Here is a 24039-nt window from a genome sequence, read left to right on the forward strand (position 1 = left end):
AAGGCCTGCACGGCATCACATCCGCGTGAAAAGGGCAAGGGAGCAGACATAGATGGCTGTGCGTGGTTCGCTCAGGACCAGCGACGCAGACCGCGCCGCGGAAGGAGCGCACATGTCCGACCCGTTCTCCACTCCGCTCGCACCGGGCGAGCAGCCCACCAGGCCCGAGCCGCTCGATCCCACACCGGGCGAGCCTCTCGCCCCCGTTCCGGACGAACCGCTCGCGCCGAACCCGGAGGAGCCGTTGGCGCCGAACCCGCAGGAACCGACGATCCCGCTCTAGAGCGCCGCATCACTCCCCCATCCGACCGAGAAAGAAGGTGACGCCATGAACGCAGACAGCGATCGCAACGACATCAGCACGGAACAGTCCCCGGGACCCGAGGAGAACGACAACCTCGGCGCAGAAGATGCCAAGGGCGAGCCGCCCACGGTACCGCCGACGCACGGTGACGACGTGTCGGCGGAGAAGTAACCGCCGTCGCCCCCACGAAGAAGGCCCTCGGGTTCCCACACATGGTGGGAACCCGAGGGCCTTCTCCTTCGCGACAGCGACCTGGTGGAGCTGGGGGGAATCGAACCCCCGTCCAACGCTGAGTCTCCACGCCTTCTCCGGGCGCAGTCTGTGAAGACGTTCTGCTCGGCTCCGACCTTTGTCACAGACACCTAAGTCGACGAGCCCAGCCTGGGAAGAGTCCCACGTGGCGTCCAGACGCCACCACGCAGCAAGATTCCTAGATGACGCCAGGATCCGTATCGGAATCACATACGGCCTGACGGACTATCGGGCTCGCTTATGCAGCGAGGGCGAAGTCGTTGCGCTTGGTTTCGGCAACTATTGTTTTGCAGAGAGCGTTTACGAGATAACTCTGCATCCTCGGCCCGCTTCTCGTGGATTCACAGGCGCTGTCGAAACCGATCAGCCCCGTGGTCCTTCTCTCGAAGGAGCCGCTGTCGCACTGTGGAGTTTTCATCCGGATGCCGTGGCACCCAGCTTCACAGGATACAACGGATCCTGGGCACCTGCCATTCCCGGCGCTAAGCAGTCGCCGTCATCCGCGCGTCGGGTGCCTGGCGTAGAGTCGGCCACATGAGCGATGTCACCGTCACCGTCCGCGGCGAGCACGAGGCGCGTGTCGCGCCGGAGCGCGCCACCATCCGCGTCACCGTCCGCTCCGAGGGCCCCGAGCGGGCGGCGGTCGTCGACACAGTCATGCGTCTCGCCGAGCCGCTGCGGGTGAGCATCACCGAGCGCAGCGACGCTCAGACAGTCGTCGACTGGTCGAGCAAGCGCCTCTCGGTGCGCGCCGAGAGGCCGTGGAACAACGAGGGCAAGCGACTCGCTCCGGTGTACTACGCGAGCATCGACTTCACAGCGACGTTCACCGAAGCATCCGAGTTGTCGATCTGGGTGTCCGACATCTCCGCCTGGGACGGCGTCGAGGTCGGCTGGGTGAACTGGCACCTCACGCCGGAGACGCGGGCTCGCATCGAGCGCGAGGTCGCCGCCGCGGCCGTCGGTGTCGCCGTCACCCGCGCCGAGGCCTACGCCGGCGCCCTCGGACGCGATTCGGTCACGCCCGTCGAGATCGCCGATGTCGGACTCATCTCGAATCGCGAGGCGCAGCCCGCGGCACCCATGCTGAAGGCGCGCGGGGCGGCTTTCGCGATGGCAGACGCCTCACCCGGAATGGAGTACGAACCGGAGGAGATCGTCGTCTCCGCCACGGTCGAGGGGCGGTTCATCGCCTCCTGACCGCTGCGGTCGGCCTCAGCTCGCGTAGGGCGCGAGATCGGCGGCGAGCCGCTCCGACACCCGAGCGTGCACCGCGGTGCCCTCTTCGCGATGGTCGACGGCCAACAGCATCCCGGTCTCGTGGATCGCGGCGACCAGGTCGCCCCGATCGTACGGGACCACGGCGTGCACCTCGACGGCCGGCTTCGGGAGAGCCTCCTCGATCGCGGCACGAAGCTCGGCGATGCCCTCCCCCGAGCGCGACGACACGAAATGCGCCTTCGGCTCGAGACCGCGCAGCACGAGTCGCTCGTCGTCATCGATCAGGTCGGCCTTGTTGAACACGACGAGCTCGGGCATGTCGCGCACCCCGACGTCGCCCATCACATCGCGAACGGTCTGCAACTGTCCGGCCGGATCGGGGTGGGAGCCGTCGACGACGTGGAGCACGACGTCGGCGTCACCGACCTCCTCGAGCGTCGAGCGGAAAGCCTCGACGAGCTGATGCGGCAGGTTGCGGACGAACCCGACCGTGTCGGTCAGCGTGAACACGCGTCCGTCAGCGGTCTCGGAGCGGCGGACGGTCGCATCCAGCGTCGCGAACAGCGCGTTCTCGACGAGCACGCCAGCGCTCGTCAGAGCGTTGAGCAAGCTCGACTTGCCGGCGTTCGTGTACCCGGCGATCGCCACGGAGGGGATCGTGTTGCGCTTGCGCTCCGCGCGCTTCGCCTCGCGAGCCGGACCGAAGTCGCGGATCTGACGACGCAGAAGCGCCATCTTCGTGCGAATGCGTCGGCGATCGAGCTCGATCTTCGTCTCACCCGGGCCGCGCGAGCCCATTCCGGCGCCACCGGCACCGACCTGTCCACCCGCCTGGCGGCTCATCGAGTCACCCCAGCCGCGCAGACGCGGCAGGAGGTACTCGAGCTGGGCGAGTTCGACCTGCGCCTTGCCCTCACGACTCTTGGCGTGCTGGCTGAAGATGTCGAGGATCACGGTCGTGCGATCGATGACCTTGACCTTCACGACGTCCTCGAGCGCACGGCGCTGGCTCGGCGCCAGCTCCGTGTCGGCGATGACCGTGTCCGCGCCGACAGCGGCCACGATGTCCTTGAGTTCCTGGGCCTTTCCGCGACCGAGGTAGGTGGCGGCGTCAGGGTGGGGCCGACGCTGCAGAACACCATCGAGCACGACGGCGCCCGCGGTCTCGGCAAGGGCCGCGAGTTCGCGGAGGGAGTTCTCGGCGTCGGTCTGCGCACCCTGCGGGTAGACCCCGACGAGCACGACGTTCTCGAGTCGGAGCTGCCGGTACTCGACCTCGGTGACGTCTTCGAGTTCGGTCGAGAGGCCGCCGACGCGACGAAGCGCATGACGATCCTCCAGGTCCCACTGGTCACCGTCCGATGCGGCGTGCGCCGCCGTCGACCGGTCCTGCAGCGCCTGTGCTGCTCCGAACACGCGGACTTCCGAGCGACTCTCGGCGTGAGCGAGCACACGATCGAGTGCATCGCCGTCTTCGTGCTGTGTGGTGGTTTCCGTCATCCGTCCCTGATCTCTTGCTTTCGTTTCGAGCCTTAACCTTAGCCCGCGCTCTCCGGTACGCTCACCGTATGGGGTCCGATCACTACTTCACTGCGGCCCCGGCCAGTCCTGAGAACCTGCGAACGATCCGCGTGACGCTCGCAGGCCGCGAGCTCGAACTCACCACCGCCGGCGGTGTCTTCAGCCCGGATCGCCTGGACGCCGGTACGTCAGTGCTTCTCGCCAACATGCCTCCCGTTCCTCCGGGGGGCAATCTTCTCGACCTCGGCAGCGGCTGGGGTCCCATCACGCTGTCGATGGCACTCGCCGCGCCCCACGCGAAGGTCTGGGCCGTGGATGTGAATGAGCGTGCCCTCGATCTCGTCCGCCGCAATGCGGCGTCTCTCGGGCTCACCAATGTCAACGCGTCGTTGCCCGAGGATGTTCCCGCCGATGTGACCTTCCGGACGATCCGCTCGAACCCGCCGATCCGCGTGGGCAAGAACGTTCTGCACGATCTGCTCGAGAAGTGGATTCCGCGCCTCGACGAGCGCAGTGACGCCTGGCTGGTCGTGCAGCGAAACCTCGGCGCCGACTCCCTCCAGCGCTGGATCGGTTCGACGTTCCACCCCGGCTTCACGGTCTATCGCACCGCGACCAGCAAGGGCTACCGGGTGCTCAAGGTGCGCAAGCACGGGACTCCCCCGACCGAGCCCATCACGATCGCCTGAGGCGTCAGCGACCGCTCGCCGGCCCGCGGGCGGGGCGCTGTGCTCAGGCGAGCTCGATCTCGCCGTGGAAGGCGAGTTGGGCGGGACCGGCGAGAGCGACGTGCTCTCCGTCCTCGGCGGCGAACATCCGCACTCCGAGCGTCCCGCCGGGAACCTCGACGCGCCAGTTGTCGGGCGCCTGCTCCCCCGCCCAGTGACGAACGGCGAGAGCCGTGGCGGCCACGCCCGTTCCACAGCTGAGAGTCTCGCCCACCCCGCGCTCGAACACCCGCATGCGCACATGGCCGATGCCGTCGCGCACCAGGGGTTCGCCCGGCACGACGAACTCCACGTTGGCACCGGCGGGCGGGAGCGGATCGAGGAGCGGAGGTCGGTGGAGGTCGAGAGAAGCCAGTTCCGCCTCGCTCGCGACGGCCACGACGACGTGCGGATTTCCCACGTCGATTCCCAGACCGGGTCGGGTGACCGCGAGCCCGCTGGCGGTCACCAGCGGATCGTCGCCGTCGAGACGCCAGCGGCCGAGGTCGACCTGGTACCCGTTCTCGCTGCGGGTGACGTCGCGCACCCCGGCGCGGGTTCCGATCGGGAGCGTCGACCCCGACTCGATGACGGCGAGGCCCGCCCACAGGAGGTAGTGCGCGAAGACACGGATGCCGTTGCCGCACATCTCGGCGATCGAACCGTCGGCGTTGCGGTAGTCCATGAACCACTCGGCATCCGGCTCCTCGGCCAGCGCTGCAGCACCGTCGGCGATCGCGGCGGAGCGGACGACTCGCAGCACACCGTCGGCGCCGATACCGAAGTTACGGTCGCAGAGTGCCGCGACCTGATCGGCGGTGAGGTCGAGAGCACCGTCGGGGTCGGCGATGATGACGAAATCGTTGCCCGTGCCGTGACCCTTGGTGAATGCGACCATGCTCCCAGTCTAGGGATCTCGGCTATGCGTCGGCGATGAGCCGCTTGCCGGTGTTCGCCACCGCGAACCGCTCGTATCCGAGCGCATCGTAGAAGCCCAGCACCGCTTCGTTGCCCTCGCGGACCATGAGCTGCACCTTCGGGCATCCGAGAGCCAGCAGCAGCCGTTCCGCCTCGGCGACCAGTTCACGCGCGATGCCGTGGCCGCGATGGGAAGCCGCTGTGGCGAGGTAGTAGAGCCATCCGCGATGGCCGTCGTACCCGGCCATGACCGAACCGAGGACCGTCACGCCTTCCGGGTCCGTCGCGACGAGGAACAGCTCGGGTTGCACTCGCAGCTTGCGCTCGATGTCGAGGCGGGGATCGTTCCAGGGCCGGGTGAGTCCGGCCTCGGTCCACAGCTCGATGACCGCATCGGTGTCGGCCTGTTCGAATGCCCGCACGTTCCACGCCATGGTGCTCCTGTTCATCGACGCCTCCCGGATCGCGCCGAAGAATGAGCCTATCCGGGGCGGGCGCTACCCGACGACGCGGTAGTGACCGCAGAGGAAACCGCGGTTACGAGCCACGTCGAGCAGCTCGAACTCCAGGGCGCGGGGAAACAGGGGCGCCCCAGCCCCGAGCGTCACCGGGGCGAACTGGATCCACACCTCGTCGAGCAGACCGGCGTCGGCGAACTGGCCGGCGAGGTCGCCACCACCGACGACCCAGATGTCATCGCCGCCGGCTGCGAGCCGCATCGCCGCGTGCGCGTCGCTGACCTCTCCCTGGACGAAACGCACGTCGGCACCGGAGGGAACAGCGAGCTCTCGATGCGTGAACACCCAGGTGGGCTGCGTATAGGGCCAGGGTTCCTCGCCCTGCGCGCGCAACAGCCACTCGTAGGTCGATGCGCCCATCGCGAGAGCACCGATCCCCTCGACGAACGCCGGGTAGGCCATGGGACCGTCCTGGTCGAAGTCCTGGCTCAGCAGCCACTCGAGGGAGTGATCCGCCGTCGCGATGAAACCGTCGAGGCTCGAGGCCGTGTAGAAATGGGTCGCCATGTGGTCATGATCCCAGCGGCCACCGACATCGGTCAGTCGGCGATCAGCGCCGCGACATCGATCGGATGCTCGACCCATTCGATCGCGGGGTACCTCTTGAACCACGACACCTGTCGCCGCGCGTAACGGCGGGTGAGCGCCTGGGTTTCGGCGATGGCTTCGGCTTGATCGAGACGACCGTCCAGTTGACCCAGCGCCTGCGCATAACCGATCGCGCGGCTGGCAGTGACGCCTCGTTCGAGTCCCTGAGAGCGGAGCCGCTCCACCTCTCCGAGAAGCCCCTCGGCCCACATCCGCTCCACGCGGGCATCGAGCCGTTCGACGAGTGCGGAGCGTTCGACGTGCACACCGATCACGCGCGTGCTCCGCTGCCAGAGCGTCGGCGTGGTCGGCAGAGCGGCGCCGTGTGTGGTGGCTCCCTGTTCGAGCACTTCCAGCGCACGCACGATGCGGCGAGAGTTCTTCGGATCGATACGCGCCGCCGTCGCAGGGTCTGCTACCTTCAGCCGAGAGAGCAGGGCGTCCGCTCCGTGTTCGGCGAGTTCCGCTTCGAGGCGCACGCGGACGGACTCGTCACGAGGCGGGAACCGGAAGTCGAAGACGACGCTCGAGACGTAGAGTCCCGAGCCGCCGACGAGGATCGCGTCACCACCGCGGCTCTGCACGTCGAGGACCGCGGCCCTCGCCTCGGGCTGGTACCAGGCGACCGCCGCCTCCTCGTCGACCTCGCGGACGTCGAAGAGATGGTGCGGGATTCCGCGTCGTTCATCGAGAGGAAGTTTGGCGGTGCCGATGTCCATACCGCGATACAGCTGCATCGCGTCGACGTTGATGATCTCAGCCGGATTCCCGCGTGATCTCAGCCCCTCGGCGATGTTCAGTGCGAGTTCGCTCTTGCCCGTACCGGTGGCGCCGACCACCGCCCAGAGACGCGGCGCCGCCTCGGGCGCAGTATCGGCGGAGTCGTTCACACTCCGACACGCAGGGTGGGGAGCCCGAGGGACACGGCCCGCGGACCGCCGTCGCCCACCGGAGCGGGGACGGCGCACGACTCGGACTGCGCGCGATCCCAGGCGTCGCCTCCACGCGTGCGGCGGATCTGCAACGGCGCACCGGTCGGGTCATCAGCGAGGAGATGGAACGGCGCCGCGTGGGTGATCGTCACGGTGACGAAATCGCCCGGACGGGGGAGGTCGGAGCCCGGTGTGACCTCGAAGTGCACGAGACGGTTGTCCTGAGCGCGTCCGGTGAGCCGATGCGTCTCGGCGTCCTTCTTCCCCTCGCCCGTCGAGACGAGAACCTCGACGGACCGACCGACCTGCTTCTGGTTCTCCTCGAGCGAGATCCGCTCCTGCAGCGCGAGCAGGCGATCGTAGCGCTCCTGCACGACGGCCTTGGGAACCTGATCCTCCATCGTCGCGGCAGGGGTGCCCTCCCGGATCGAGTACTGGAACGTGAAAGCGCTGGAGAACCGGGAGAGCTCGACGACGCGCATCGTGTCTTCGAAGTCCTCGTCGGTCTCGCCGGGGAAACCGACGATGATGTCGGTCGTGATGGCCGCGTCGGGCATCCGATCGCGCACCCGATCGAGGATGCCGAGGAACTTCTCACTGCGGTAGGAGCGGCGCATGGCTTTGAGGATGCGGTCGCTGCCGGACTGCAACGGCATGTGCAGCTGCGGCATTACGTTGGGCGTCTCGGCCATCGCATCGATCACATCGTCGGTGAACGCGGCGGGATGCGGGCTGGTGAAGCGGATGCGCTCGAGCCCTTCGATCTCGCCGGCGGCACGCAGCAGCTTGCTGAACGCCTGACGATCACCGAACTCGACCCCGTAGGAGTTGACGTTCTGTCCGAGGAGGGTGACCTCGATCGCTCCGTCCTCGACGAGCAGTCGGATCTCGTTGAGGATGTCGCCGGGACGCCGGTCCTTCTCCTTGCCGCGCAGGCTCGGCACGATGCAGAAGGTGCAGGTGTTGTTGCAGCCCACCGAGATCGACACCCAGCCGCTGTGCGCGGCGTCGCGCTTGGTGGGGAGCGTGGAGGGGAACACTTCGAGCGACTCGAGGATCTCGAGTTCGGCATCGCCGTTGTGGCGTGCGCGCTCGAGGAGACGCGGCAGCGAACCCATGTTGTGCGTGCCGAAGACGACATCGACCCACGGAGCCTTGTCGAGCACGGTCTGCTTGTCCATCTGCGCGAGACATCCGCCGACCGCGATCTGCATTCCGTCCTTGCGGCGCTTGACGCCTGCGAGCTGGCCGAGTGTTCCGTAGAGCTTCCCCGCCGCGTTGTCGCGCACCGCGCAGGTGTTGATGATGACGACATCGGCTTCGTCACCGGCCGCGGCGCGAACGTAGCCTGCACTCTCCAGTGAGCCGGAGAGACGCTCGGAATCGTGCACGTTCATCTGGCAGCCGAACGTGCGTACTTCGTAGGATCTCTGACGACCGTCGGCGTCGACGGCTGCCGACGACGAGGTGATGATCGTCGGTTCACTGCGCGGAGTAGTCATGATCTCTCCATTGTACGAGCGGGAGACGGCTCCTCCGGGCTGACGCGTCAGTCCGACTCGACGAAGCGCACGCCAGAGCTCTTCGTCCCGAACGATGCCTCGTTCAACGCCGTCTTCGCCGCGTTCGTCGCGACGGATCCGCCGTACCCACGACGAGCGAGCTGTCCGAGCAGACGCCGGAGAGCGGTGTCGTGGTCGAGGCGGCTGAGCGAGCGGGCCTTGGTGCGAGCGAACTCCAGCGCGCGCTCCGCGTCGTCGTCCGGCAGTTCGTCGAGCGCTGCGGCGATCACGTCGCGCGGGATCCCGCGCTGCGAGAGCGAGCGGGAGATGGCGACGCGACCCTGGCCCTTGCGATCGACCCCCGCGGCCACGAGCATCTGCGCGAGCTCGTGATCGTCGAGGTACCGGCGCCGGAGGAAGTCGTCGATGACGTCGTCGATCTGTGTGCCATCGAGCCCGTGAGTCCTCAAGACCTGCCGGGCCTCGGAGACCGACAGCGATCGAGTACGGAGCTTGCGCACCAGACTCTCTGCGGCCGCTTTTCGAACCTCGACCGGGTCCAGCGCATCGTCGCCGGGAATTCGGTCGTCGACGAACGACACGAGTGAGACGGAAGCGGATACTGGAGCGGGTGGCTCCACCGCTGTATCGGGAGTCTTCGCGGTCGCGGTCGGCGGGGTGACGCCCCGCGCTCCGAAAAGAGGGATGACGGGGGCGACCCGCCCGATGTCCTGATGCGGACCGCCCCCGTTCTCACCGTTCATGATCAGGCCGGGCGACGCTCGGCGAGCTCATCTGCCGGAGCCGCGGGAGCAGCCGCGCCACCAATGCCGAGCTTCTGCAGGATCTGCGTCTCAATGGCGAGTGCCACGTCGGTGTTGTTCAGCAGGAACGTACGGGCGTTCTCCTTGCCCTGGCCGAGCTGGTCACCGTCGTAGGTGTACCACGACCCCGACTTCTTGACGATTCCGTGCTCGACGCCGAAGTCGATCAGGCTACCCTCGCGCGAGATGCCCACTCCGTAGAGGATGTCGAACTCCGCCTGCTTGAAGGGCGGGGCCATCTTGTTCTTGACGACCTTCACGCGGGTACGGTTACCCACCGCGTCGGTGCCGTCCTTCAGGGTCTCGATACGACGGATATCGAGGCGAACCGATGCATAGAACTTGAGCGCCTTACCACCGGCGGTCGTTTCGGGAGAGCCGAAGAACACACCGATCTTCTCGCGCAGCTGGTTGATGAAGATCATCGTGGTGTTGGTCTGGTTAAGACCACCGGTGAGCTTGCGAAGCGCCTGCGACATCAGTCGCGCCTGCAGACCCACGTGCGAGTCGCCCATCTCACCTTCGATCTCGGCGCGGGGCACGAGCGCTGCCACGGAGTCGATGACGATCAGATCGATGGCACCGGAGCGCACGAGCATGTCGGCGATCTCGAGCGCCTGCTCACCCGTGTCGGGCTGCGAGACGAGCAGTGCGTCGATGTCGACGCCGAGCTTGGCGGCGTAATCGGGGTCGAGCGCGTGCTCGGCATCGATGAACGCCGCGATACCACCGGCGCGCTGGGCGTTGGCGATCGCGTGCAGCGTGAGCGTGGTCTTACCCGAGGACTCCGGGCCGTAGATCTCGACGATGCGGCCACGCGGGAGGCCTCCGACGCCGAGAGCGACGTCGAGGGCGATGGAGCCGGTGGGGATGACTGCGACGGGTGCGCGCTCGTCGCTGCCCAGCCGCATGACCGAGCCCTTTCCGAACTGGCGGTCGATCTGGGCGAGTGCGGTCTCGAGGGACTTCTCGCGGTCGGCGGGAGATGGCATGTCGTGCTCCTTCTGCTTCGCGTGGTGCCGCCTGTAGGCTGTCGCGGCGCTTCCGGCTGGAAGCAACTCTCCGACAAGGCGTATGGCTCGGTGGCCATGTCTTCACCGTACGAGGAGCCTCCGACATTGCGTCGTCGAGTCACACGAACAGTGGAAAACACGAACGTCTGAACCACTGTGCAGAAGACTACGCCCGCTTCGAACGAATATTCGACGACACGCCGCATCCCGGCATCCGATCTCGACATTGATCGAACGCATGCGCGAATTCAGCGCCGACGCGGCTCCAGCCGGCCGGCACCGTGCCGTCGGTTCTCGGGCACTTCCATCTCGTCGCAGAGCGCGAACCAGATCTCTCGCGGGGGCATCCCCGCAGCCAGAGCCTCTTTCGCCGTGCGACCGGCGAGCGGGGTCAGCACCAGATCGTTCAACACCGACGACGTGCGGCCGGGGAACTCGTCCTCGACGGCACGCAGGAACTCACTTCGACGCATCGCGCAACGACGGGGTGCGTGGGATCAGTGGAGCGAGAGCTCGGGCTCGATCGAGGCGACCAGATCGTCGGGAACGACGTCGGGGAACACCTGGATGCCCTCGAGCACGGAGATGCGATCTCCGACCTCGCGCATGATGGTGGAGATGGGGACGTCGAGCGCATCGGCGACGGAGGCGAGGATCTCGCTCGACGCTTCCTTCTGACCGCGCTCCACTTCGCTCAGATAGCCGAGCGCTACGGAAGCCTTGCTCGCGACCTGCCGAAGGGTGCGCCCCTTCTGCAGACGGAAGTCCCTCAGCACATCGCCGATTTCCTGTCGTACAAGAATCATCGGAACCTCCTCCCCAATCGGTTTCTCGGAGTCTCCCCCGAAGTGATGGCCAGTATAACCTCGCCGACCTTCATAAAATCTACAACTGCACTCTGTGGTTTGAGTGTGAGCACGAAATCAGTAACCTCGTCGCGACGGCGACTATTCCCGGGATAGCTCTCGGAGCATCTCGAGGGCGGCTCGAACGGACGCCGACCGGATCCGATTCCGGTCACCGGGGAAGAGGAACGATCGCGCCTCGATGCGCTCCGGCGTGGCGACGGCGATGTGCACGGTTCCGACCGATTGCCCGTCGGGCGAGACGGGGCCGGCGATTCCCGTCGTCGCGACGCCGACCGCCGCGTCGATGCCGTCCACACTCACGGCGTGCCGGACGCCCCGCGCCATCTGGCGTGCGACCTCCGGATGCACGGGGCCCTCTCGGTCGAGGAGCGACTCGTCCACCCCGAGCAGCGTGTGCTTGACCGGCGTCGCATACGCCACCACTCCTCCGAGGACCACGGAGGACGCACCCGGCACGCCGACGAGTTCGGCGATCACCGCCCCGCCCGTGAGCGATTCCGCCACGCCGAGTGTCCAGCCGCGACGCCCGAGCGTCTCGATCACGGATGCCGCGAGGTCGGTCATCGACTCCGACGCGCCCCGCGCACCTGGGCGACGACGTAGTCGATCCCGCTCCAGATGGTCAGCACCAGCACCACGAGCATGAGCACGAAGGTGATGAGGGTCCAGGCGGGAAGGCCGATCACCACGTGCAGAGGCATCAGCGCCCAGGCCAGAGCGACACCCTGCACAGCGGTCTTCACCTTGCCCATCCACGCCGCCGCGACGACGTGCTCGTTGACGATCATCAGGCGATGGATCGTGATGCCCCACTCGCGAACGAGGATGATCGCGACGATCCACCAGGACACCTCGCCGAGGATCGCGAGTCCGATGAAACCCGCGCCCGTCAACAGCTTGTCGGCGATCGGATCCCAGAGCTTGCCGAAATCGCTGACGATCTCGTAGCGGCGGGCGAGGTAGCCGTCGACCCAGTCGGTCGAGATGGCGAAGATGAACAGGATGGCGGCAGTCCAGCGCAGCGCGAGATCGGGAACCCCGTAGGTACCTCCGAGCAGGAGCAGTACGAAGAACACCACCGCGAGCGGGATGCGCGCGATGGTGATCGCGTTGGGCAGCTGCCGAGGAATCGCCATCAGTCGCGTCCCGTCAGGCCCCAGGCGTCTTCATCGCCCTCGGCCTCGACGACGGGAAGACCCTCGAACTGCGCGTCGAGAGGATCGGAGGCCATCGCCGCCGCCGGTGCCGGGGCGGGAGCCGCCGGCCCCGCGTTGGGCGTCGCGGGAACATCCTCACCGCGCAGCTTCGCCATCACTCCCCCGAGCTGCTCCGCCGTGACGAGCACGTCACGAGCCTTGGAACCCTCGGACGGGCCGACGATCTCGCGCGACTCGAGCAGATCCATCAGGCGTCCGGCCTTGGCGAAGCCGACGCGGAGCTTGCGCTGCAGCATCGAGGTCGAACCGAACTGCGAGGAGACGACCAGCTCGGCGGCGGCCAACAGCAGCTCGAGGTCGTCGCCGATGTCTTCGTCGACCTCCTTCTTGCGCGGCTCCAGCGCCTCCTGGACGTCGTTGCGGTACTCGGGCCGGGCCTGTCGCGTCACGTGCTTGACGACCGCGTCGATCTCCTTCTCGTCGACCCACGCACCCTGCAGACGGAACGGCTTCGAGGAACCCATCGGCGAGAACAGTGCGTCACCCTGTCCGATGAGCTTGTCGGCGCCGGGGCTGTCGAGGATCACGCGGCTGTCGGTGACGCTCGTCACCGCGAACGCGAGACGGGATGGCACGTTGGCCTTGATCAGGCCGGTCACCACGTCGACGCTCGGGCGCTGGGTCGCGAGCACCAGGTGGATGCCGGACGCACGGGCGAGCTGGGTGATGCGCACGATCGAGTCCTCGACGTCGCGCGGGGCGACCATCATGAGGTCGGCGAGCTCATCGACCACGACGAGGAGGTACGGATACGGCTTGAGCACGCGCTCGCTGCCGACGGGTACCTCGACCTCGCCGGCGCGCACCGCGCGGTTGAAGTCGTCGATGTGACGGAATCCGAACGACGCGAGGTCGTCGTACCGCATGTCCATCTCCTTGACGACCCACTGCAGCGCCTCGGCCGCCTTCTTCGGGTTGGTGATGATCGGAGTGATCAGGTGCGGCACACCCGCGTAGCTGGTGAGCTCGACGCGCTTCGGGTCGATCAGCACCATGCGTACGTCCGCCGGGCGCGCACGCATCAGCAGGCTCGTGATCATCGAGTTCACGAAGCTGGACTTTCCGGAACCGGTGGAACCGGCGACCAGGAGGTGGGGCATCTTCGCCAGGTTCGCGATGACGATGTTGCCGCCGACGTCCTTGCCCACGCCGATCGTCATCGGGTGCGTGCTCTTCTGCGCGGCCGGTGAGCGGAGCACGTCGCCGAGCGCGACCATCTCCTTGTCGGCGTTCGGGATCTCGATACCGATCGCGCTCTTACCGGGGATCGGCGAGAGGATGCGCACGTCGTTCGAGGCGACGGCGTAGGCGAAGTTGTTGCTCAGCTGCAGGATCTTCTCGACCTTGACGCCGTGGCCCACCTCGACCTCGTACTGCGTCACCGTCGGTCCGCGCGAGAAGCCGGTGACCTTCGCGTCGACCTTGAACTGCGTGAGCACGCTGGTGATCTGTTCGATCACCTTGTCGGTTGCCTCGGAGCGCATGACCGGGGGCGGTCCCTCGACCAGGAGGCCGGGCGACGGGAGGATGTACGGCGCGACCGGCGCCTGGGGGCCGCGGTCTCCCGGGCCCTCGGTCCCGAAGCCGTCGAGGCCCGGGAGCTCGGGCACCTCGCCGGTGTCGGAATCGTCGTCGAGAAGGGCCGTCGTCTGCTGCTCGGCGAGGGAATCGGCGACGGAGCGCACGTCGGACAGAACCTCGGTGGCGGAGTCGTACGGGTTCTCGACGACGACGGCCTGGTCGTATGCCGGGGTCGGCTCCGCCGTCGAGAGGAGCGCAGTGATGTCGTCGGAGCCGAGGGTGCCCTCGTCGGGGTCCTCCTCGCGGCCGCTCTTGTTGCGGCGCCACCAGGGCAGGACGTTCTCGTCGTCGGTCTTGTCGGCATCGTCGATCTCGGGCGTCTCCGCCTTCGGCTCCGGGCGCTCGGCGTCGAACATCCAGGCGTAGAGGTCGCCGAGGCGTCGCCCGATGCGGTTGGGCGGCGTCTTGGTGAGGATGAGGATGCTCAGCACGATGATGAGCCCGAGCACGACGTACGCCACGGCGGGATGCACCAGCGCGAGCGGCTCACCGACGAGCCAGCCACCGAGGCCTCCGCCTTCACTGACAGCCGTCGGTCCCTGACTCGGCTGCGGTCGTGTGACCCCGCCCGCGCCGCTCGGAGCACCGGCGGCGACATGGCTGATGCCCGCGAGGGCGAGCACGAAGAGACCGAAACCGATTCCGATGCGTCCGTTGTCGTGCACCGAGGAAGGATGGCGGAAGAGCCAACCGGCGAGCAGGAGCAGGAGCACCGGCATGAAGAAGGCGATCCGCCCGACGAGCATCCCCACCGAGTACGCACTGATGTTGGCGGCGACCTCGTTGCCGATGAAGAACCACTCGTTCACCGCACCGAGGATCGCCAGCAGCACCAGCAGGAACGGGAAGCCGTCACGACGGTCGTCCTTCTCCAGCGTCTCCGGGCCGAAGGCGCGGAAGAGCCCACCCACACCGTGTGCGAGCCCCGTCCACGCCCGGACCGCCACCGGCGGCTTGTCGAGCTCGTCGATGTACTTCTTCGGGACGGGCTTCTTCGCTGCCGGCTTCTTTGGCGCAGGCGAGGCTTGGGGAGCCGCCCGCCGCGAGGGGCGGGACGGCGCGCTCCCGGACGCGCGCTCGGACTTGGTCGTACTCCTGGCCATGCCCTCACGTTACGGCCCACGGCCGACATTCCCGCGTATCGACGCGGCTTTCAGCCGATCCCGCTGATCACGCCTCGATCACGAGGGGGACGATCATCGGACGGCGACGCAGACGCTGGTTGACCCACCGGCCGATCGTGCGACGCACGACCTGAGAGAGCGCATGGGTGTCGCGCACACCGTTGCCGGAGGCCTCCTTGAGCGCGGCGACGATCTTCGGCGTCACGTCGTCGAAGACCGAGTCGTCCTCGGCGACACCGCGCGCGTGGATCTCCGGCCCGGAGATGATGCGTCCGGTCGCGGCATCCACCACCACGATGACCGAGATGAAGCCCTCCTCGCCCAGGATCCGACGGTCCTTGAGATCGGCATCCGTGATCTCGCCGACCGTCGAGCCGTCGACGTACACGAAGCCGAGGTCGAGCTGTCCGACGACCGACGCCACGCCGTCGCGCAGGTCGATGACGGTGCCGTTGGAGGCGATGATCGTGCGCTCCTCGGCGATCCCCGTGTCCTGCGCCAGCTTGGCGTTCGCGATGAGGTGACGGTACTCGCCGTGCACCGGCAGCACGTTCTTGGGCTTGAGGATGTTGTAGCAGTAGAGCAGCTCCCCCGCCGCGGCGTGTCCCGAGACGTGCACGCGGGCGTTCGCCTTGTGCACGACGTTCGCACCGAGCTTGGTGAGGCCGTCGATCACGCGGTAGACGGCGTTCTCGTTGCCCGGGATGAGGCTCGAGGCGAGGATGACGGTGTCGCCCTCGCTGACCTCGATCGCGTGATCCATGTTCGCCATGCGGCTGAGCACCGCCATCGGCTCGCCCTGCGAACCGGTCGACATGTAGACGATCTGCTCGTCGGGGAGGTCGCGCGCCTTCTTGAAGTCGATGAGCACGCCGGCCGGCACCTTCAGGTACCCGAGCTGCTCGGCGATGGTCATGTTGCGCACCATGCTGCGGCCGAGGAACGCCACGCGCCGCCCGTGGGCGTGGGCCGCGTCGATGACCTGCTGCACGCGATGCACGTGGCTCGAGAAGCTCGCGACGATCACACGGCGCGGCGCTTTGCCGATCACCTGGTCGAGCACCGGGCCGATCGACCGCTCGGTCGGGGTGAAGCCCGGCACATCCGCATTGGTCGAGTCCACCAGGAAGAGGTCGACTCCCTCCTCTCCCAGGCGCGAGAACGCGCGGAGATCTGTGATGCGTCCGTCGAGCGGCAGCTGGTCCATCTTGAAGTCACCGGTGGCGAGCACCATGCCCGCCGGCGTGCGGATGGCGACGGCCAGAGCGTCGGGGATGGAGTGGTTCACGGCCACGAACTCGAGATCGAAGGGGCCGACCTTCTCCTGCTGGCCTTCCTTGACCGTCAGCGTGAACGCCTTGATGCGGTGTTCCTTCAGCTTCGCCTCGACGAGCGCCAGGGTCAGACCCGACCCGATCAGGGGGATGTCGCCCTTGAGACGCAGGAGGTACGGAACGGCGCCGATGTGATCTTCGTGCCCGTGCGTGAGCACGACGCCGACGATGTCGTCGAGGCGGTCGCGGATCGGTTCGAAGTCCGGAAGGATCAGATCGACGCCGGGCTGGTGCTCCTCGGGGAAGAGCACACCGCAGTCGACGATCAGGATCTTGCCGTCGTACTCGAACATCGTCATGTTCCGACCGATCTCGCCGAGACCGCCGATCGGGATGACCCGCAGCGTTCCTTCGTCGAGAGCGGACGGTTCGGCCAGGGGAATGGACATGCTGTCTCCTCAGTCGGACACTCGGCGCGTCCGTTCGTTCATGGCGACGCGACTCAGCGCGTCGTGCCGTGCACCTTGGGCAGGGCACCACCGGCGGCCGCGTTGCGGTCGGGGCGGAAGTTCGAGAAATCGGCGCCCGGGACGCCGGCGACGAGATCGAGCTCGTCTTCGATGAGTGCGGCCTCCCACTCCTCCGGCCCGACGAGCGGAAGACGCACGCGCGGGCTGGAGATCCGGCCGAGGCCGTGGAGGATGTACTTGGCGGCGACCGTTCCGGGAACGTGGGTCATCACGGCGCGCACGAGGGGCTCAAGACGCTTGTGCTCGGCGGTCGCGGTGGCGAGATCGCCCCGATTCACGGCGTCGACGATCGTGCGGTACGGAGTCGCGGTGATGTTCGCGGTCACACCGATCAGGCCCGTCGCGCCGATGGCGAGGTGCGGGAGCACGTTCGCGTCATCACCCGAGAAGTACATGAGATCGGTCTGGTTGAGCACTCGGCTCACCTCGGAGAAGTCGCCCTTGGCGTCCTTCACCGCGAGGATGTTCGGGTGCTTCGCCAGGCGCAGGATGGTCTCGTACTTGATCGGCACACCGGTGCGCCCGGGGATGTCGTACAGGATCACCGGCAGGTCGGTGGCATCGGCCACCAGACGGAAGTGCGTGAGGATGCCGGCCTGAGTCGGCTTGTTGTAGTACGGCGTGACGATCATGATGCCGTCGGCGCCGGCCTTCTCGCTCGCCTTGTACAGCTCGATCGCGTGGGCGGTCTCGTTCGACCCGCCCCCCGTGATGATCTTGGCGCGACCGGCGGAGACGGACTTGCCGATCTCGACGAGCTTCAGCTTCTCGGGGTCCGTGAGGGTCGAGGTCTCGCCGGTCGTTCCCGTCACGACGACACCGTCAGCACCGGCGGTGATGACGTCATCGATGTGCTTCTCGACGGCGGGCCAGTCGACTTCGCCGTCGGCCGTCATCGGAGTGACGAGCGCGACGAGAACCTGTCCGAAAGGGTTGCCCGAGTGCGTCATGCAACCAGAGTATCGTCTCGGCCCGACCTCACGAGGACGCGGCCGCGAACTAGGCTCGTGGCATGGCATGGGTCACTCACGAGTCCGACACCGTCTACGCCAACCGCTGGATCGAGGTACGCGAGGACAAGGTCACCGGCCCCGGCGGGGACGACGGCATCTACGGGGTCGTGCGGATGCAGCATCCCGCCGTCTTCGTGGTCGCGCTCGACGACGAGGAGCGCGTCTGTCTCGTCACCCTCGAGCGCTACACGACGGGGATCTCCGTCGAGGTGCCCGCCGGCGGCAGCGACGGCGAGGATCCGCTCGTCGCCGCGCGACGCGAACTCCTCGAGGAGACCGGGTTCACGGCATCCGAATGGCACGAGCTCGGCATCATGAACGCGCTCAACGGCGTCGCGGATGCTCCGGAGCACGTCTTCCTGGCCCGTGGACTGACCGCGTCCGACCCCGCGACGGCCGCGGAGAGTCAGCGCGAGGAGGGCATCGACCAGGTCTCCTGGGTGCCGTTCGCCGATGCGCTCGCGATGATCGCCGAGGGACGCATCAGGGACGGCGAGACGATCGGTGCCCTCGCCCTCGCCGGTATCCGCCTGGGACGATTCCGCTGAGCCGGATCGTCAGACCCGTCCGCGCCGAGCTATCCCTGCCGTGACCGACCGCGGAAGCAGACCCGCCACGGCCACGATCACCTTGTACCGCAGCGACGGCACCGACACGGACTTCCCGCGCGCGGCGTCTCGCAGTCCCTCGCGCACCACGTCGCGCGCGTCGAGCCACATGATCGCCGGAACGCCCTCGCGCCCCGGAGCCAGGCCCATCCGCTCGTGGAAGCTCGTGTGGGTGAACCCGGGGCACAGCGCGGTCACGCTGACCCCGTCCCGTGCGTATTCGGCGTTGGCCCACCGGCTGAACTGGATCAGCCACGCCTTGCAGGCGGAATAGGTCGAACGCGAGATGAATCCGGCCACCGAGGCCACGTTGATGATGCGCCCTCCCCGACCGCGCATGGTCTGCAGCGCGGCGTGCATGAGGCGCATCGAGGCTTCGACGTGCACCCGCAGGTGACGCACCTCGTCGGCGATGTCGTTGTCGGCGAACTGCAGGGGCAAACCGAACCCGGCGTTGTTGACGAGCAGGTCGATCGGGTCATCCGCGCGCTCGAGTCGCTGCTCGACCCGCTCGACGCCCTCCTCGATCGCGAGATCGGCCGGAAGCACCTCGACGGCGACACCGAACTCGCTGCGCAGCTCGGCCGCGAACGACGACAGGGCCTCCTCCGACCGCGCGACCAGCACGAGGTCGGCGCGGCGCCGCGCGAGCTGACGTGCGAACTCGGCCCCGAGTCCGGCGCTCGCTCCGGTGATCAGCGCGGTGGGCATCAGCGCTCGTATCCGAGGAAGCGGTAGCGCACGCCGGTGCGGGAGGTGAGCCACTCCCCTTCGTCGACCAGGCGCCATCCGGTCTTCGCGGGAGCGTACGCGTCGCCGTCGACCTCGAGGTCCAGCTCGGTGACCTCGAGCCGATCGGCGTCACCGATCACCTGCCGGAAGATCTCGGCTCCCCCGATGATCCAGACCCGATCCTGGCCGCGCACCGCCTCGGCGACGGTCGCCGCTCGGCGTGCACCCTCGGCGCTCCAGTCCTGCTGGCGGGTGATGACGATGTTCTCTCGGCCGGCCAACGGGCGGAACCGCTCGGGCAGCGAGTCCCACGTCTTGCGCCCCATCACGACGGGGGCACCCAGCGTGACCTCCTTGAAGTGCGCCAGGTCCTCGGGAACGTGCCACGGCATGCCGCCTTCGGCGCCGATGACGTCACCGGCCGCCTCCGCCCAGATCAGGCCGACCCAGGTCATACCGCGACCGCCGCGCGGATCGGAGCGTGGTGCTGGTAGTCCTCGACGACGAAGTCCTCGAAGGTGTAGTCGAAGATCGATTCGGGCGTACGCGCGAAGCGCAGCGTCGGGTACGGGTAGGGGTCGCGGGTGAGCTGCTCGGTGACCTGCTCGATGTGATTGTCGTAGATGTGGCAGTCGCCGCCCGTCCACACGAAGTCGCCGGGCTCGAGACCGACCTGCTGGGCGATCATCAGGGTGAGGAGCGCGTAGGACGCGATGTTGAACGGGACGCCGAGGAACATGTCGGCACTGCGCTGGTAGAGCTGGCACGACAACTTGCCGTCGGCGACGTAGAACTGGAAGAGCGCGTGGCAGGGCGCGAGGGCCATGTCGGGGATGTCGGCGGGGTTCCAGGCCGACACGATCAGGCGACGGGAATCCGGCGAGCGGCGGATCTGCTCGATGACCTCCGCCAGCTGATCGATGCTCTCCCCCGCCGGTGTCGGCCACGAACGCCACTGCACGCCGTAGACGGGTCCGAGTTCCCCGGCGTCGTCCGCCCACTCGTCCCAGATCGTCACGCCGTTCTCCTGCAGCCATCGCACGTTCGACTCGCCGCGCAGGAACCACAGCAGCTCGTAGGCGATCGACTTGAAGTGCACACGCTTGGTGGTGATCAGCGGGAAACCCTGCGACAGGTCGAAGCGGATCTGCCGTCCGAACACGCTCGTCGTCCCGGTACCGGTGCGATCGGACTTGTGCGTTCCGTTCTCGAGGACGTCGCGGAGGAGGTCTTCGTACGGCGTCGGGACGGCTGCGCTCATGAGAGCCAGAATACCTTCCCGCATCACGACACGGGCGGAGGTGCATCCGCTCGCTGCCGTCATCGTCGGACACATCGACCCCTCCACCCGCACCCGCGCCGTACCCTCGATGCATGTCTCCCGTCGTCGCCCTCGCGATCCTCGCCGCGCTCGTGGCGTTCGCGGTCGTGATCGGCGCAGTCGCGAAGCGTCGGGACGGACGCCGCAGGGCGGGCGGAGCGCTGCGATTCGATGCACAGGATGCCGTTCCCGCCGAGCTCGGATCGAAAGCCACGCTCGTGCAGTTCAGCACCGAGATGTGCGCCCGCTGCCCGCAGGTCCGCCGGATGCTGCGCTCCTATGCCGAGGAGGGCGACGGCCTCCGTCACGTCGAGGTCGACCTCACCCACCGCCCCGACCTCTCCTCGCGCTATCACGTGCTCCAGACGCCGACCACGTTCCTCGTGGACGAATCCGGCGCCGTGCGTTCCCGATTCCACGGCGTGCCGCAGCGACGCGCCCTCACCGAAGCCCTCGCCTCCCTCTGAGACGACGTCAGGAGCATCCATGTCCTCTCCCGCCGGCATCGATCCCCGCGGTCCGCGTTTCGCCGCGACCATCACGGCCGTCCTGCTGCTGATCGCGACGTTTCTCGGACTCACCGGACTCGCGACGGCTCGGGGCGTGGCGACCTTCGGGTGGTTCGCCTACCACCCTCGCTCCGACTCGACGTTCACGTCCGGCAGCCAATGGGTGATCGCGGATGCACCGGTCTCGGATCGCGCACTCGATCCCGCCTTCCTTCTCACCGTGGTGATCGCGCTGCTCTTCCTCTGGAGCATCCTCTCCCCCGCGACCGCCCCGTGGGGAGTGCTCTTCCGCCGCGCGATCCGTCCGCGTCTCGCGCCCCCGACCGAGCTCGAAGACCCCCGTCCGCCGCGTTTCGCGCAGGGAGTCGGTCTGTTCGTCGTGACCATCGGCCTCGTCCTCCAGCTGGCAGGCGTGCCCTGGGCTCTCCCGATCGCCACCGCCACCGCGTTCATCGCCGCGTTCCTGAACGCCGCGATCGGCCTGTGCCTCGGCTGCCAGCTGTACCTGCTGCTCCAGCGCGCGGGACTCCTCGGACGCACGCGCACGGCCTGACACGTTCCCCCGGAGAGCGCCGCTCGCTAGGCTGGCGACGACGCGACGCTGCGCATCCGCAGTGCGAGAACCGGAGGAATCATGCCCGTAACCAGCGAAGCGACCACCACCTGGACCGGATCACTGGCGAAGGGCTCCGGCACCGTCGCGTTCTCGTCGTCGAAGCTCGGCACCTTCCCCATCGATTGGAAGGCACGCAGTGAGGGCAGCGACACCACCACGACGCCGGAGGAGCTCATCGCCGCCGCGCACGCGTCGTGCTTCAGCATGGCTCTGGCTCACGCGCTGAGCGAGAACGGCACCCCGCCGGAGCGCGTGAACGCGAGCGCATCCGTCACCTTCAAGCCGGGCGTCGGCATCACCGGCAGCCACCTCAACGTCAACGCGGTGGTGCCCGGGCTCTCCCCCGAGGCATTCCAGGAGATCGCCGAAGAGGCGAAGTCCGGATGCCCGGTCTCTCAGGCGCTCGCGGGCATCGACATCACCCTCGAAGCCACTCTGGCCTGAGTCGCCGGCGATCAGCCGCGCGAGAGCCTGATCGCCTCGCGGATGCTCGCGCGGGCGTCCTTGCGCCGCCCCGCGGCATCCTGCACCACACCCAGCCGGAATCGCGCGCGCCACTCCTCCGGTGCGGCCTCCGCCGCGGCGGTGTATCGCTCGATCATCGGGTCGGCATCCGCCCGGGCGATGCGTCCGCTCGGGGTCAGCTCCGTCTCCGCCTCCGGCATCCCGCCTTCGGCATCGAGCGTGCGCCCGAGCCGGTCCGCGGCGAAGCCGAACTGCATCTCGCGGATCAGCGCCCAGGCGCCGATCAACGGCATGACGAGCAGCGCGACGCCGATCGCGATCGCGATCGGCTCGCCGGTGCCGAGCATCAGCACGGCGCGATAGCCCACCACGACGATGTAGAGCGCGAGGCACAGGGCCATCACTCCGACGCCGATGCGGGAGATCATGAGCGGATGCCGATGTCGATCATGTTCTCGAGACCGACGACGACTCCCGTCGCGTCCCGAGCGAACGGAACCGCGAGGCGGATGCCGGGGGCATAGGCGAGGGCGGGCTCGACGGTGTCGTGCGTGAACGTCAGCGACTCGCCGGGGCCCGCGAGCACCACCTCCTGCTTCGCGATGACGCCGGGACGACGGAGCGAGTGGATCGGGACGCTGCCGACCTGCTGACCTCGGGCCCGCTGATCGGCGTGCGGGGCGCTCACCGGCCCCTGCTCGGAACGCGCGGCCGCGATGAGTTCGGCGGTGCGCACGGCAGTGCCGCTGGGCGAATCGATCTTCGTCTCGCGATGCGCCTCGACGATCTCGGCGGAGTCGAAGAACGGTGCCGCCGCAGCGGCGAGAGCGGAACCGAGCACCGAACCGAGCGAGAAGTTGGGGATGAACACCGCGGCGGTTCCTGCGGCTTCGACCAGAGGTCGCACGAGCGCGATGCGCTCGGCCGACCAGCCCGATGTCGCGACGAGTACGTTCTGCCCGTGCTCGACCGCCGAGCGCACGACGTCGATGCTCACCTGGGGCGTCGACGCGTCGATCACCAGGTCGGCACCCACGAGCTCCGACAGGTCGCTCGACGAGGACAGGATGCGGCTCACCTCGAACCCGTCCAGGTCGTCGATGACGGCGTGGATGATCGCCCCGAGCTTGCCGGTCCCGCCGACGATTGCTACCTGCGTGGTCATGGGTACCAGTCTATTTCGGGCACTGCGCGCCACGGCCGGGGGCGCGCGGTAACCGCCGCCGACTCAGACCGGGATCGCGTCCGGAATACCCGTGCGGAGCTCCATGGGCAGATGGCCGGTGTCGTTGTGGTTCAGCAGCGTCCACGGACGGCCCTGCTTCTGCGCGATGACGGTGAGACCGCAATGGGCCTGATTCAACGTCATCCACCGCCACTCCGGTGCCCCGAGCACCTCGCGCACGAACCACGAGATCACGAAGTTGTGGGTGATGAGCACCTCGTGCACCTCGCCGGTCTTGCGCACGAGGAATTCATTGACGGCGTCGTACATCTGCGCGCCGCCGGCCTCGATCTCGGCGTCGGTGATCGATCCGAAGAACGGCTCGAACGCGGCCGGAGTCTCCTCGGTCATTCCGGTCGGGACGCAGTCGAACAGCAACGAGGTCGGCTTGGGATCGACGGAGGGCAGGCGGGCCGCGATCGCCCGTGCCGTCTCGTTCGCCCGCAGCAGTGGAGAGTGCCAGACGGCATCGAGCGGGAGTCCGCCCAGGCGGTCGGCGATCAATTCGGCTTGGCGCTGTCCACGCGGGGAAAGGGGTCCGTCGGCCAGGCCGTGCTCGGCATCCTGATGTTCACCGTGTCTGACCAGATAGATATAGTGCGTCACTACTCGCTCGCTTCATCGCCAGCATCTGCCGGGCTCTCACTCCACCCTA

General features: G+C 67.7%; 29 protein-coding genes and 1 other RNA gene. 8 read left to right on the forward strand and 22 right to left on the reverse strand.

Annotated elements, in window-relative coordinates:
- Positions 1–112 precede the first annotated feature (112 nt).
- Together KZC52_RS03575 and KZC52_RS03580 are read left to right on the forward strand one after the other, a co-directional pair.
- On the forward strand, positions 113–283 hold the full coding sequence (locus KZC52_RS03575) for a hypothetical protein (protein WP_247622689.1): 171 nt from the start codon (positions 113–115) through the stop codon (positions 281–283).
- A gap of 45 nt (positions 284–328) precedes the next feature.
- Positions 329–475 (forward strand): hypothetical protein, encoded by a 147-nt coding sequence (locus KZC52_RS03580; protein ID WP_247622690.1) that lies wholly within the window; start codon positions 329–331, stop codon positions 473–475.
- Between the two features lie 82 nt (positions 476–557).
- Here the strand turns inward: KZC52_RS03580 and ssrA are convergent.
- Positions 558–927: a transfer-messenger RNA gene (ssrA, locus tag KZC52_RS03585) on the reverse strand.
- A 163-nt stretch (positions 928–1090) separates the two neighbouring features.
- On the opposite strand from ssrA, the gene KZC52_RS03590 reads away from it, so the two are divergent.
- Positions 1091–1756 (forward strand): SIMPL domain-containing protein, encoded by a 666-nt coding sequence (locus KZC52_RS03590; protein ID WP_247622691.1) that lies wholly within the window; start codon positions 1091–1093, stop codon positions 1754–1756.
- Positions 1757–1771: 15 nt separating this feature from the next.
- On the opposite strand, the gene hflX is transcribed toward KZC52_RS03590, so the two are convergent.
- Positions 1772–3277: a GTPase HflX gene (gene hflX / locus KZC52_RS03595; RefSeq protein ID WP_247622692.1), complete on the reverse strand. Its 1506-nt coding sequence runs from the start codon at positions 3275–3277 to the stop codon at positions 1772–1774.
- Positions 3278–3345: 68 nt separating this feature from the next.
- Here hflX and KZC52_RS03600 point away from each other — a divergent pair, with 68 nt between their 5' ends.
- A complete protein-coding gene (locus KZC52_RS03600; protein ID WP_247622693.1) occupies positions 3346–3987 on the forward strand; it encodes a class I SAM-dependent methyltransferase in 642 nt (213 codons plus the stop codon).
- A gap of 43 nt (positions 3988–4030) precedes the next feature.
- On the opposite strand, the gene dapF is transcribed toward KZC52_RS03600, so the two are convergent.
- The 14 genes from dapF to dapA all read right to left on the reverse strand — a co-directional run bounded on the left by dapF (position 4031) and on the right by dapA (position 17845).
- The gene (dapF, locus tag KZC52_RS03605) at positions 4031–4903 is read right to left on the reverse strand and encodes a diaminopimelate epimerase (protein WP_247622694.1); all 873 of its coding nucleotides are present in this window, start codon (positions 4901–4903) and stop codon (positions 4031–4033) included.
- Positions 4904–4925: 22 nt separating this feature from the next.
- On the reverse strand, positions 4926–5372 hold the full coding sequence (locus tag KZC52_RS03610) for a GNAT family acetyltransferase (protein WP_247622695.1): 447 nt from the start codon (positions 5370–5372) through the stop codon (positions 4926–4928).
- 48 nt (positions 5373–5420) lie between these two features.
- Positions 5421–5948 carry a dihydrofolate reductase family protein gene (locus KZC52_RS03615; protein WP_247622696.1) on the reverse strand — a complete coding sequence of 176 codons (528 nt, stop codon included), beginning with the start codon at positions 5946–5948 and terminating at the stop codon, positions 5421–5423.
- Positions 5949–5980: 32 nt separating this feature from the next.
- A complete protein-coding gene (gene miaA / locus KZC52_RS03620) occupies positions 5981–6919 on the reverse strand; it encodes a tRNA (adenosine(37)-N6)-dimethylallyltransferase MiaA (RefSeq protein ID WP_247622697.1) in 939 nt (312 codons plus the stop codon).
- A complete protein-coding gene (gene miaB / locus KZC52_RS03625; protein WP_247622698.1) occupies positions 6916–8463 on the reverse strand; it encodes a tRNA (N6-isopentenyl adenosine(37)-C2)-methylthiotransferase MiaB in 1548 nt (515 codons plus the stop codon). The genes miaA and miaB overlap by 4 nt, the downstream gene beginning before the upstream one ends.
- Before the next feature lie 47 nt (positions 8464–8510).
- Positions 8511–9065, reverse strand: coding sequence for a regulatory protein RecX (locus KZC52_RS03630; protein ID WP_247622699.1), 555 nt, complete (start codon positions 9063–9065; stop codon positions 8511–8513).
- A gap of 164 nt (positions 9066–9229) precedes the next feature.
- A complete protein-coding gene (gene recA / locus KZC52_RS03635; RefSeq protein ID WP_247622700.1) occupies positions 9230–10279 on the reverse strand; it encodes a recombinase RecA in 1050 nt (349 codons plus the stop codon).
- A 269-nt stretch (positions 10280–10548) separates the two neighbouring features.
- Positions 10549–10773, reverse strand: a complete 225-nt coding sequence (locus KZC52_RS03640) for a DUF3046 domain-containing protein (protein WP_247622701.1) — start codon at positions 10771–10773, stop codon at positions 10549–10551.
- Between the two features lie 24 nt (positions 10774–10797).
- On the reverse strand, positions 10798–11106 hold the full coding sequence (locus KZC52_RS03645) for a helix-turn-helix domain-containing protein (RefSeq protein WP_060925763.1): 309 nt from the start codon (positions 11104–11106) through the stop codon (positions 10798–10800).
- Between the two features lie 141 nt (positions 11107–11247).
- On the reverse strand, positions 11248–11733 hold the full coding sequence (locus KZC52_RS03650; protein WP_247622702.1) for a CinA family protein: 486 nt from the start codon (positions 11731–11733) through the stop codon (positions 11248–11250).
- On the reverse strand, positions 11730–12305 hold the full coding sequence (pgsA, locus tag KZC52_RS03655; RefSeq protein WP_247622703.1) for a CDP-diacylglycerol--glycerol-3-phosphate 3-phosphatidyltransferase: 576 nt from the start codon (positions 12303–12305) through the stop codon (positions 11730–11732). Before pgsA ends, KZC52_RS03650 begins: the two co-directional genes overlap by 4 nt.
- Positions 12305–15070 (reverse strand): DNA translocase FtsK, encoded by a 2766-nt coding sequence (locus KZC52_RS03660; RefSeq protein ID WP_247622704.1) that lies wholly within the window; start codon positions 15068–15070, stop codon positions 12305–12307. Before KZC52_RS03660 ends, pgsA begins: the two co-directional genes overlap by 1 nt.
- Before the next feature lie 67 nt (positions 15071–15137).
- Complete coding sequence (locus tag KZC52_RS03665; protein WP_247622705.1) at positions 15138–16814, reverse strand: ribonuclease J; 1677 nt, start codon at positions 16812–16814, stop codon at positions 15138–15140.
- Positions 16815–16867: 53 nt separating this feature from the next.
- Positions 16868–17845, reverse strand: coding sequence for a 4-hydroxy-tetrahydrodipicolinate synthase (dapA, locus tag KZC52_RS03670; protein WP_247622706.1), 978 nt, complete (start codon positions 17843–17845; stop codon positions 16868–16870).
- A 62-nt stretch (positions 17846–17907) separates the two neighbouring features.
- Between dapA and KZC52_RS03675 the strand changes: the two genes are divergently transcribed.
- Positions 17908–18456, forward strand: a complete 549-nt coding sequence (locus KZC52_RS03675) for an NUDIX domain-containing protein (protein ID WP_247622707.1) — start codon at positions 17908–17910, stop codon at positions 18454–18456.
- A gap of 9 nt (positions 18457–18465) precedes the next feature.
- On the opposite strand, the gene KZC52_RS03680 is transcribed toward KZC52_RS03675, so the two are convergent.
- From KZC52_RS03680 to KZC52_RS03690, 3 genes are read right to left on the reverse strand one after another with little or no spacing between them, the layout of a single operon-like run.
- Positions 18466–19227 (reverse strand): SDR family NAD(P)-dependent oxidoreductase, encoded by a 762-nt coding sequence (locus KZC52_RS03680; protein ID WP_247622708.1) that lies wholly within the window; start codon positions 19225–19227, stop codon positions 18466–18468.
- Positions 19227–19703 carry a dihydrofolate reductase gene (locus KZC52_RS03685; protein WP_247622709.1) on the reverse strand — a complete coding sequence of 159 codons (477 nt, stop codon included), beginning with the start codon at positions 19701–19703 and terminating at the stop codon, positions 19227–19229. The genes KZC52_RS03680 and KZC52_RS03685 overlap by 1 nt, the downstream gene beginning before the upstream one ends.
- Complete coding sequence (locus KZC52_RS03690; RefSeq protein WP_247622710.1) at positions 19700–20509, reverse strand: thymidylate synthase; 810 nt, start codon at positions 20507–20509, stop codon at positions 19700–19702. Before KZC52_RS03690 ends, KZC52_RS03685 begins: the two co-directional genes overlap by 4 nt.
- A gap of 113 nt (positions 20510–20622) precedes the next feature.
- Between KZC52_RS03690 and KZC52_RS03695 the strand changes: the two genes are divergently transcribed.
- The 3 genes from KZC52_RS03695 (at position 20623) to KZC52_RS03705 (ending at position 22138) form a co-directional block, all read left to right on the forward strand.
- Positions 20623–21036 carry a thioredoxin family protein gene (locus KZC52_RS03695; protein WP_247622711.1) on the forward strand — a complete coding sequence of 138 codons (414 nt, stop codon included), beginning with the start codon at positions 20623–20625 and terminating at the stop codon, positions 21034–21036.
- 19 nt (positions 21037–21055) lie between these two features.
- Positions 21056–21631, forward strand: coding sequence for a DUF4395 domain-containing protein (locus tag KZC52_RS03700; RefSeq protein ID WP_247622712.1), 576 nt, complete (start codon positions 21056–21058; stop codon positions 21629–21631).
- Positions 21632–21712: 81 nt separating this feature from the next.
- Entirely contained in the window at positions 21713–22138 is a 426-nt protein-coding gene (locus KZC52_RS03705) for an OsmC family peroxiredoxin (protein WP_247622713.1), read from the forward strand.
- 11 nt (positions 22139–22149) lie between these two features.
- Here the strand turns inward: KZC52_RS03705 and KZC52_RS03710 are convergent, their stop codons facing one another.
- The 3 genes from KZC52_RS03710 to KZC52_RS03720 form a co-directional block, all read right to left on the reverse strand.
- Positions 22150–22587, reverse strand: a complete 438-nt coding sequence (locus tag KZC52_RS03710; protein ID WP_247622714.1) for a hypothetical protein — start codon at positions 22585–22587, stop codon at positions 22150–22152.
- Positions 22584–23324 (reverse strand): 4-hydroxy-tetrahydrodipicolinate reductase, encoded by a 741-nt coding sequence (gene dapB, locus KZC52_RS03715; RefSeq protein ID WP_247622715.1) that lies wholly within the window; start codon positions 23322–23324, stop codon positions 22584–22586. The genes KZC52_RS03710 and dapB overlap by 4 nt, the downstream gene beginning before the upstream one ends.
- A gap of 63 nt (positions 23325–23387) precedes the next feature.
- Entirely contained in the window at positions 23388–23990 is a 603-nt protein-coding gene (locus tag KZC52_RS03720) for a histidine phosphatase family protein (RefSeq protein WP_247622716.1), read from the reverse strand.
- Positions 23991–24039: the final 49 nt, after the last annotated feature.

This window comes from Microbacterium galbinum (assembly GCF_023091225.1).
Taxonomy (GTDB): domain Bacteria; phylum Actinomycetota; class Actinomycetes; order Actinomycetales; family Microbacteriaceae; genus Microbacterium; species Microbacterium galbinum.

What these genes read in the sequence shown, in the direction of transcription:
- KZC52_RS03675 (WP_247622707.1), top strand. Translation starts at nt 17,908, where the DNA reads ATGGCATGGGTCACTCACGAGTCCGACACCGTCTACGCCAACCGCTGG.
- KZC52_RS03680 (WP_247622708.1), bottom strand. Translation starts at nt 19,227, where the DNA reads ATGCCCACCGCGCTGATCACCGGAGCGAGCGCCGGACTCGGGGCCGAG.
- dapB (WP_247622715.1), bottom strand. Translation starts at nt 23,324, where the DNA reads ATGACCACGCAGGTAGCAATCGTCGGCGGGACCGGCAAGCTCGGGGCG.
- dapA (WP_247622706.1), bottom strand. Translation starts at nt 17,845, where the DNA reads ATGACGCACTCGGGCAACCCTTTCGGACAGGTTCTCGTCGCGCTCGTC.
- KZC52_RS03575 (WP_247622689.1), top strand. Translation starts at nt 113, where the DNA reads ATGTCCGACCCGTTCTCCACTCCGCTCGCACCGGGCGAGCAGCCCACC.
- KZC52_RS03580 (WP_247622690.1), top strand. Translation starts at nt 329, where the DNA reads ATGAACGCAGACAGCGATCGCAACGACATCAGCACGGAACAGTCCCCG.
- KZC52_RS03645 (WP_060925763.1), bottom strand. Translation starts at nt 11,106, where the DNA reads ATGATTCTTGTACGACAGGAAATCGGCGATGTGCTGAGGGACTTCCGT.
- KZC52_RS03610 (WP_247622695.1), bottom strand. Translation starts at nt 5,372, where the DNA reads ATGAACAGGAGCACCATGGCGTGGAACGTGCGGGCATTCGAACAGGCC.
- KZC52_RS03600 (WP_247622693.1), top strand. Translation starts at nt 3,346, where the DNA reads ATGGGGTCCGATCACTACTTCACTGCGGCCCCGGCCAGTCCTGAGAAC.
- pgsA (WP_247622703.1), bottom strand. Translation starts at nt 12,305, where the DNA reads ATGGCGATTCCTCGGCAGCTGCCCAACGCGATCACCATCGCGCGCATC.
- KZC52_RS03665 (WP_247622705.1), bottom strand. Translation starts at nt 16,814, where the DNA reads ATGTCCATTCCCCTGGCCGAACCGTCCGCTCTCGACGAAGGAACGCTG.
- KZC52_RS03695 (WP_247622711.1), top strand. Translation starts at nt 20,623, where the DNA reads ATGTCTCCCGTCGTCGCCCTCGCGATCCTCGCCGCGCTCGTGGCGTTC.
- miaB (WP_247622698.1), bottom strand. Translation starts at nt 8,463, where the DNA reads ATGACTACTCCGCGCAGTGAACCGACGATCATCACCTCGTCGTCGGCA.
- KZC52_RS03650 (WP_247622702.1), bottom strand. Translation starts at nt 11,733, where the DNA reads ATGACCGACCTCGCGGCATCCGTGATCGAGACGCTCGGGCGTCGCGGC.
- KZC52_RS03640 (WP_247622701.1), bottom strand. Translation starts at nt 10,773, where the DNA reads ATGCGTCGAAGTGAGTTCCTGCGTGCCGTCGAGGACGAGTTCCCCGGC.
- KZC52_RS03685 (WP_247622709.1), bottom strand. Translation starts at nt 19,703, where the DNA reads ATGACCTGGGTCGGCCTGATCTGGGCGGAGGCGGCCGGTGACGTCATC.
- KZC52_RS03700 (WP_247622712.1), top strand. Translation starts at nt 21,056, where the DNA reads ATGTCCTCTCCCGCCGGCATCGATCCCCGCGGTCCGCGTTTCGCCGCG.
- KZC52_RS03660 (WP_247622704.1), bottom strand. Translation starts at nt 15,070, where the DNA reads ATGGCCAGGAGTACGACCAAGTCCGAGCGCGCGTCCGGGAGCGCGCCG.
- KZC52_RS03710 (WP_247622714.1), bottom strand. Translation starts at nt 22,587, where the DNA reads ATGATCTCCCGCATCGGCGTCGGAGTGATGGCCCTGTGCCTCGCGCTC.
- KZC52_RS03590 (WP_247622691.1), top strand. Translation starts at nt 1,091, where the DNA reads ATGAGCGATGTCACCGTCACCGTCCGCGGCGAGCACGAGGCGCGTGTC.
- hflX (WP_247622692.1), bottom strand. Translation starts at nt 3,277, where the DNA reads ATGACGGAAACCACCACACAGCACGAAGACGGCGATGCACTCGATCGT.
- KZC52_RS03690 (WP_247622710.1), bottom strand. Translation starts at nt 20,509, where the DNA reads ATGAGCGCAGCCGTCCCGACGCCGTACGAAGACCTCCTCCGCGACGTC.
- KZC52_RS03705 (WP_247622713.1), top strand. Translation starts at nt 21,713, where the DNA reads ATGCCCGTAACCAGCGAAGCGACCACCACCTGGACCGGATCACTGGCG.
- dapF (WP_247622694.1), bottom strand. Translation starts at nt 4,903, where the DNA reads ATGGTCGCATTCACCAAGGGTCACGGCACGGGCAACGATTTCGTCATC.
- KZC52_RS03615 (WP_247622696.1), bottom strand. Translation starts at nt 5,948, where the DNA reads ATGGCGACCCATTTCTACACGGCCTCGAGCCTCGACGGTTTCATCGCG.
- recA (WP_247622700.1), bottom strand. Translation starts at nt 10,279, where the DNA reads ATGCCATCTCCCGCCGACCGCGAGAAGTCCCTCGAGACCGCACTCGCC.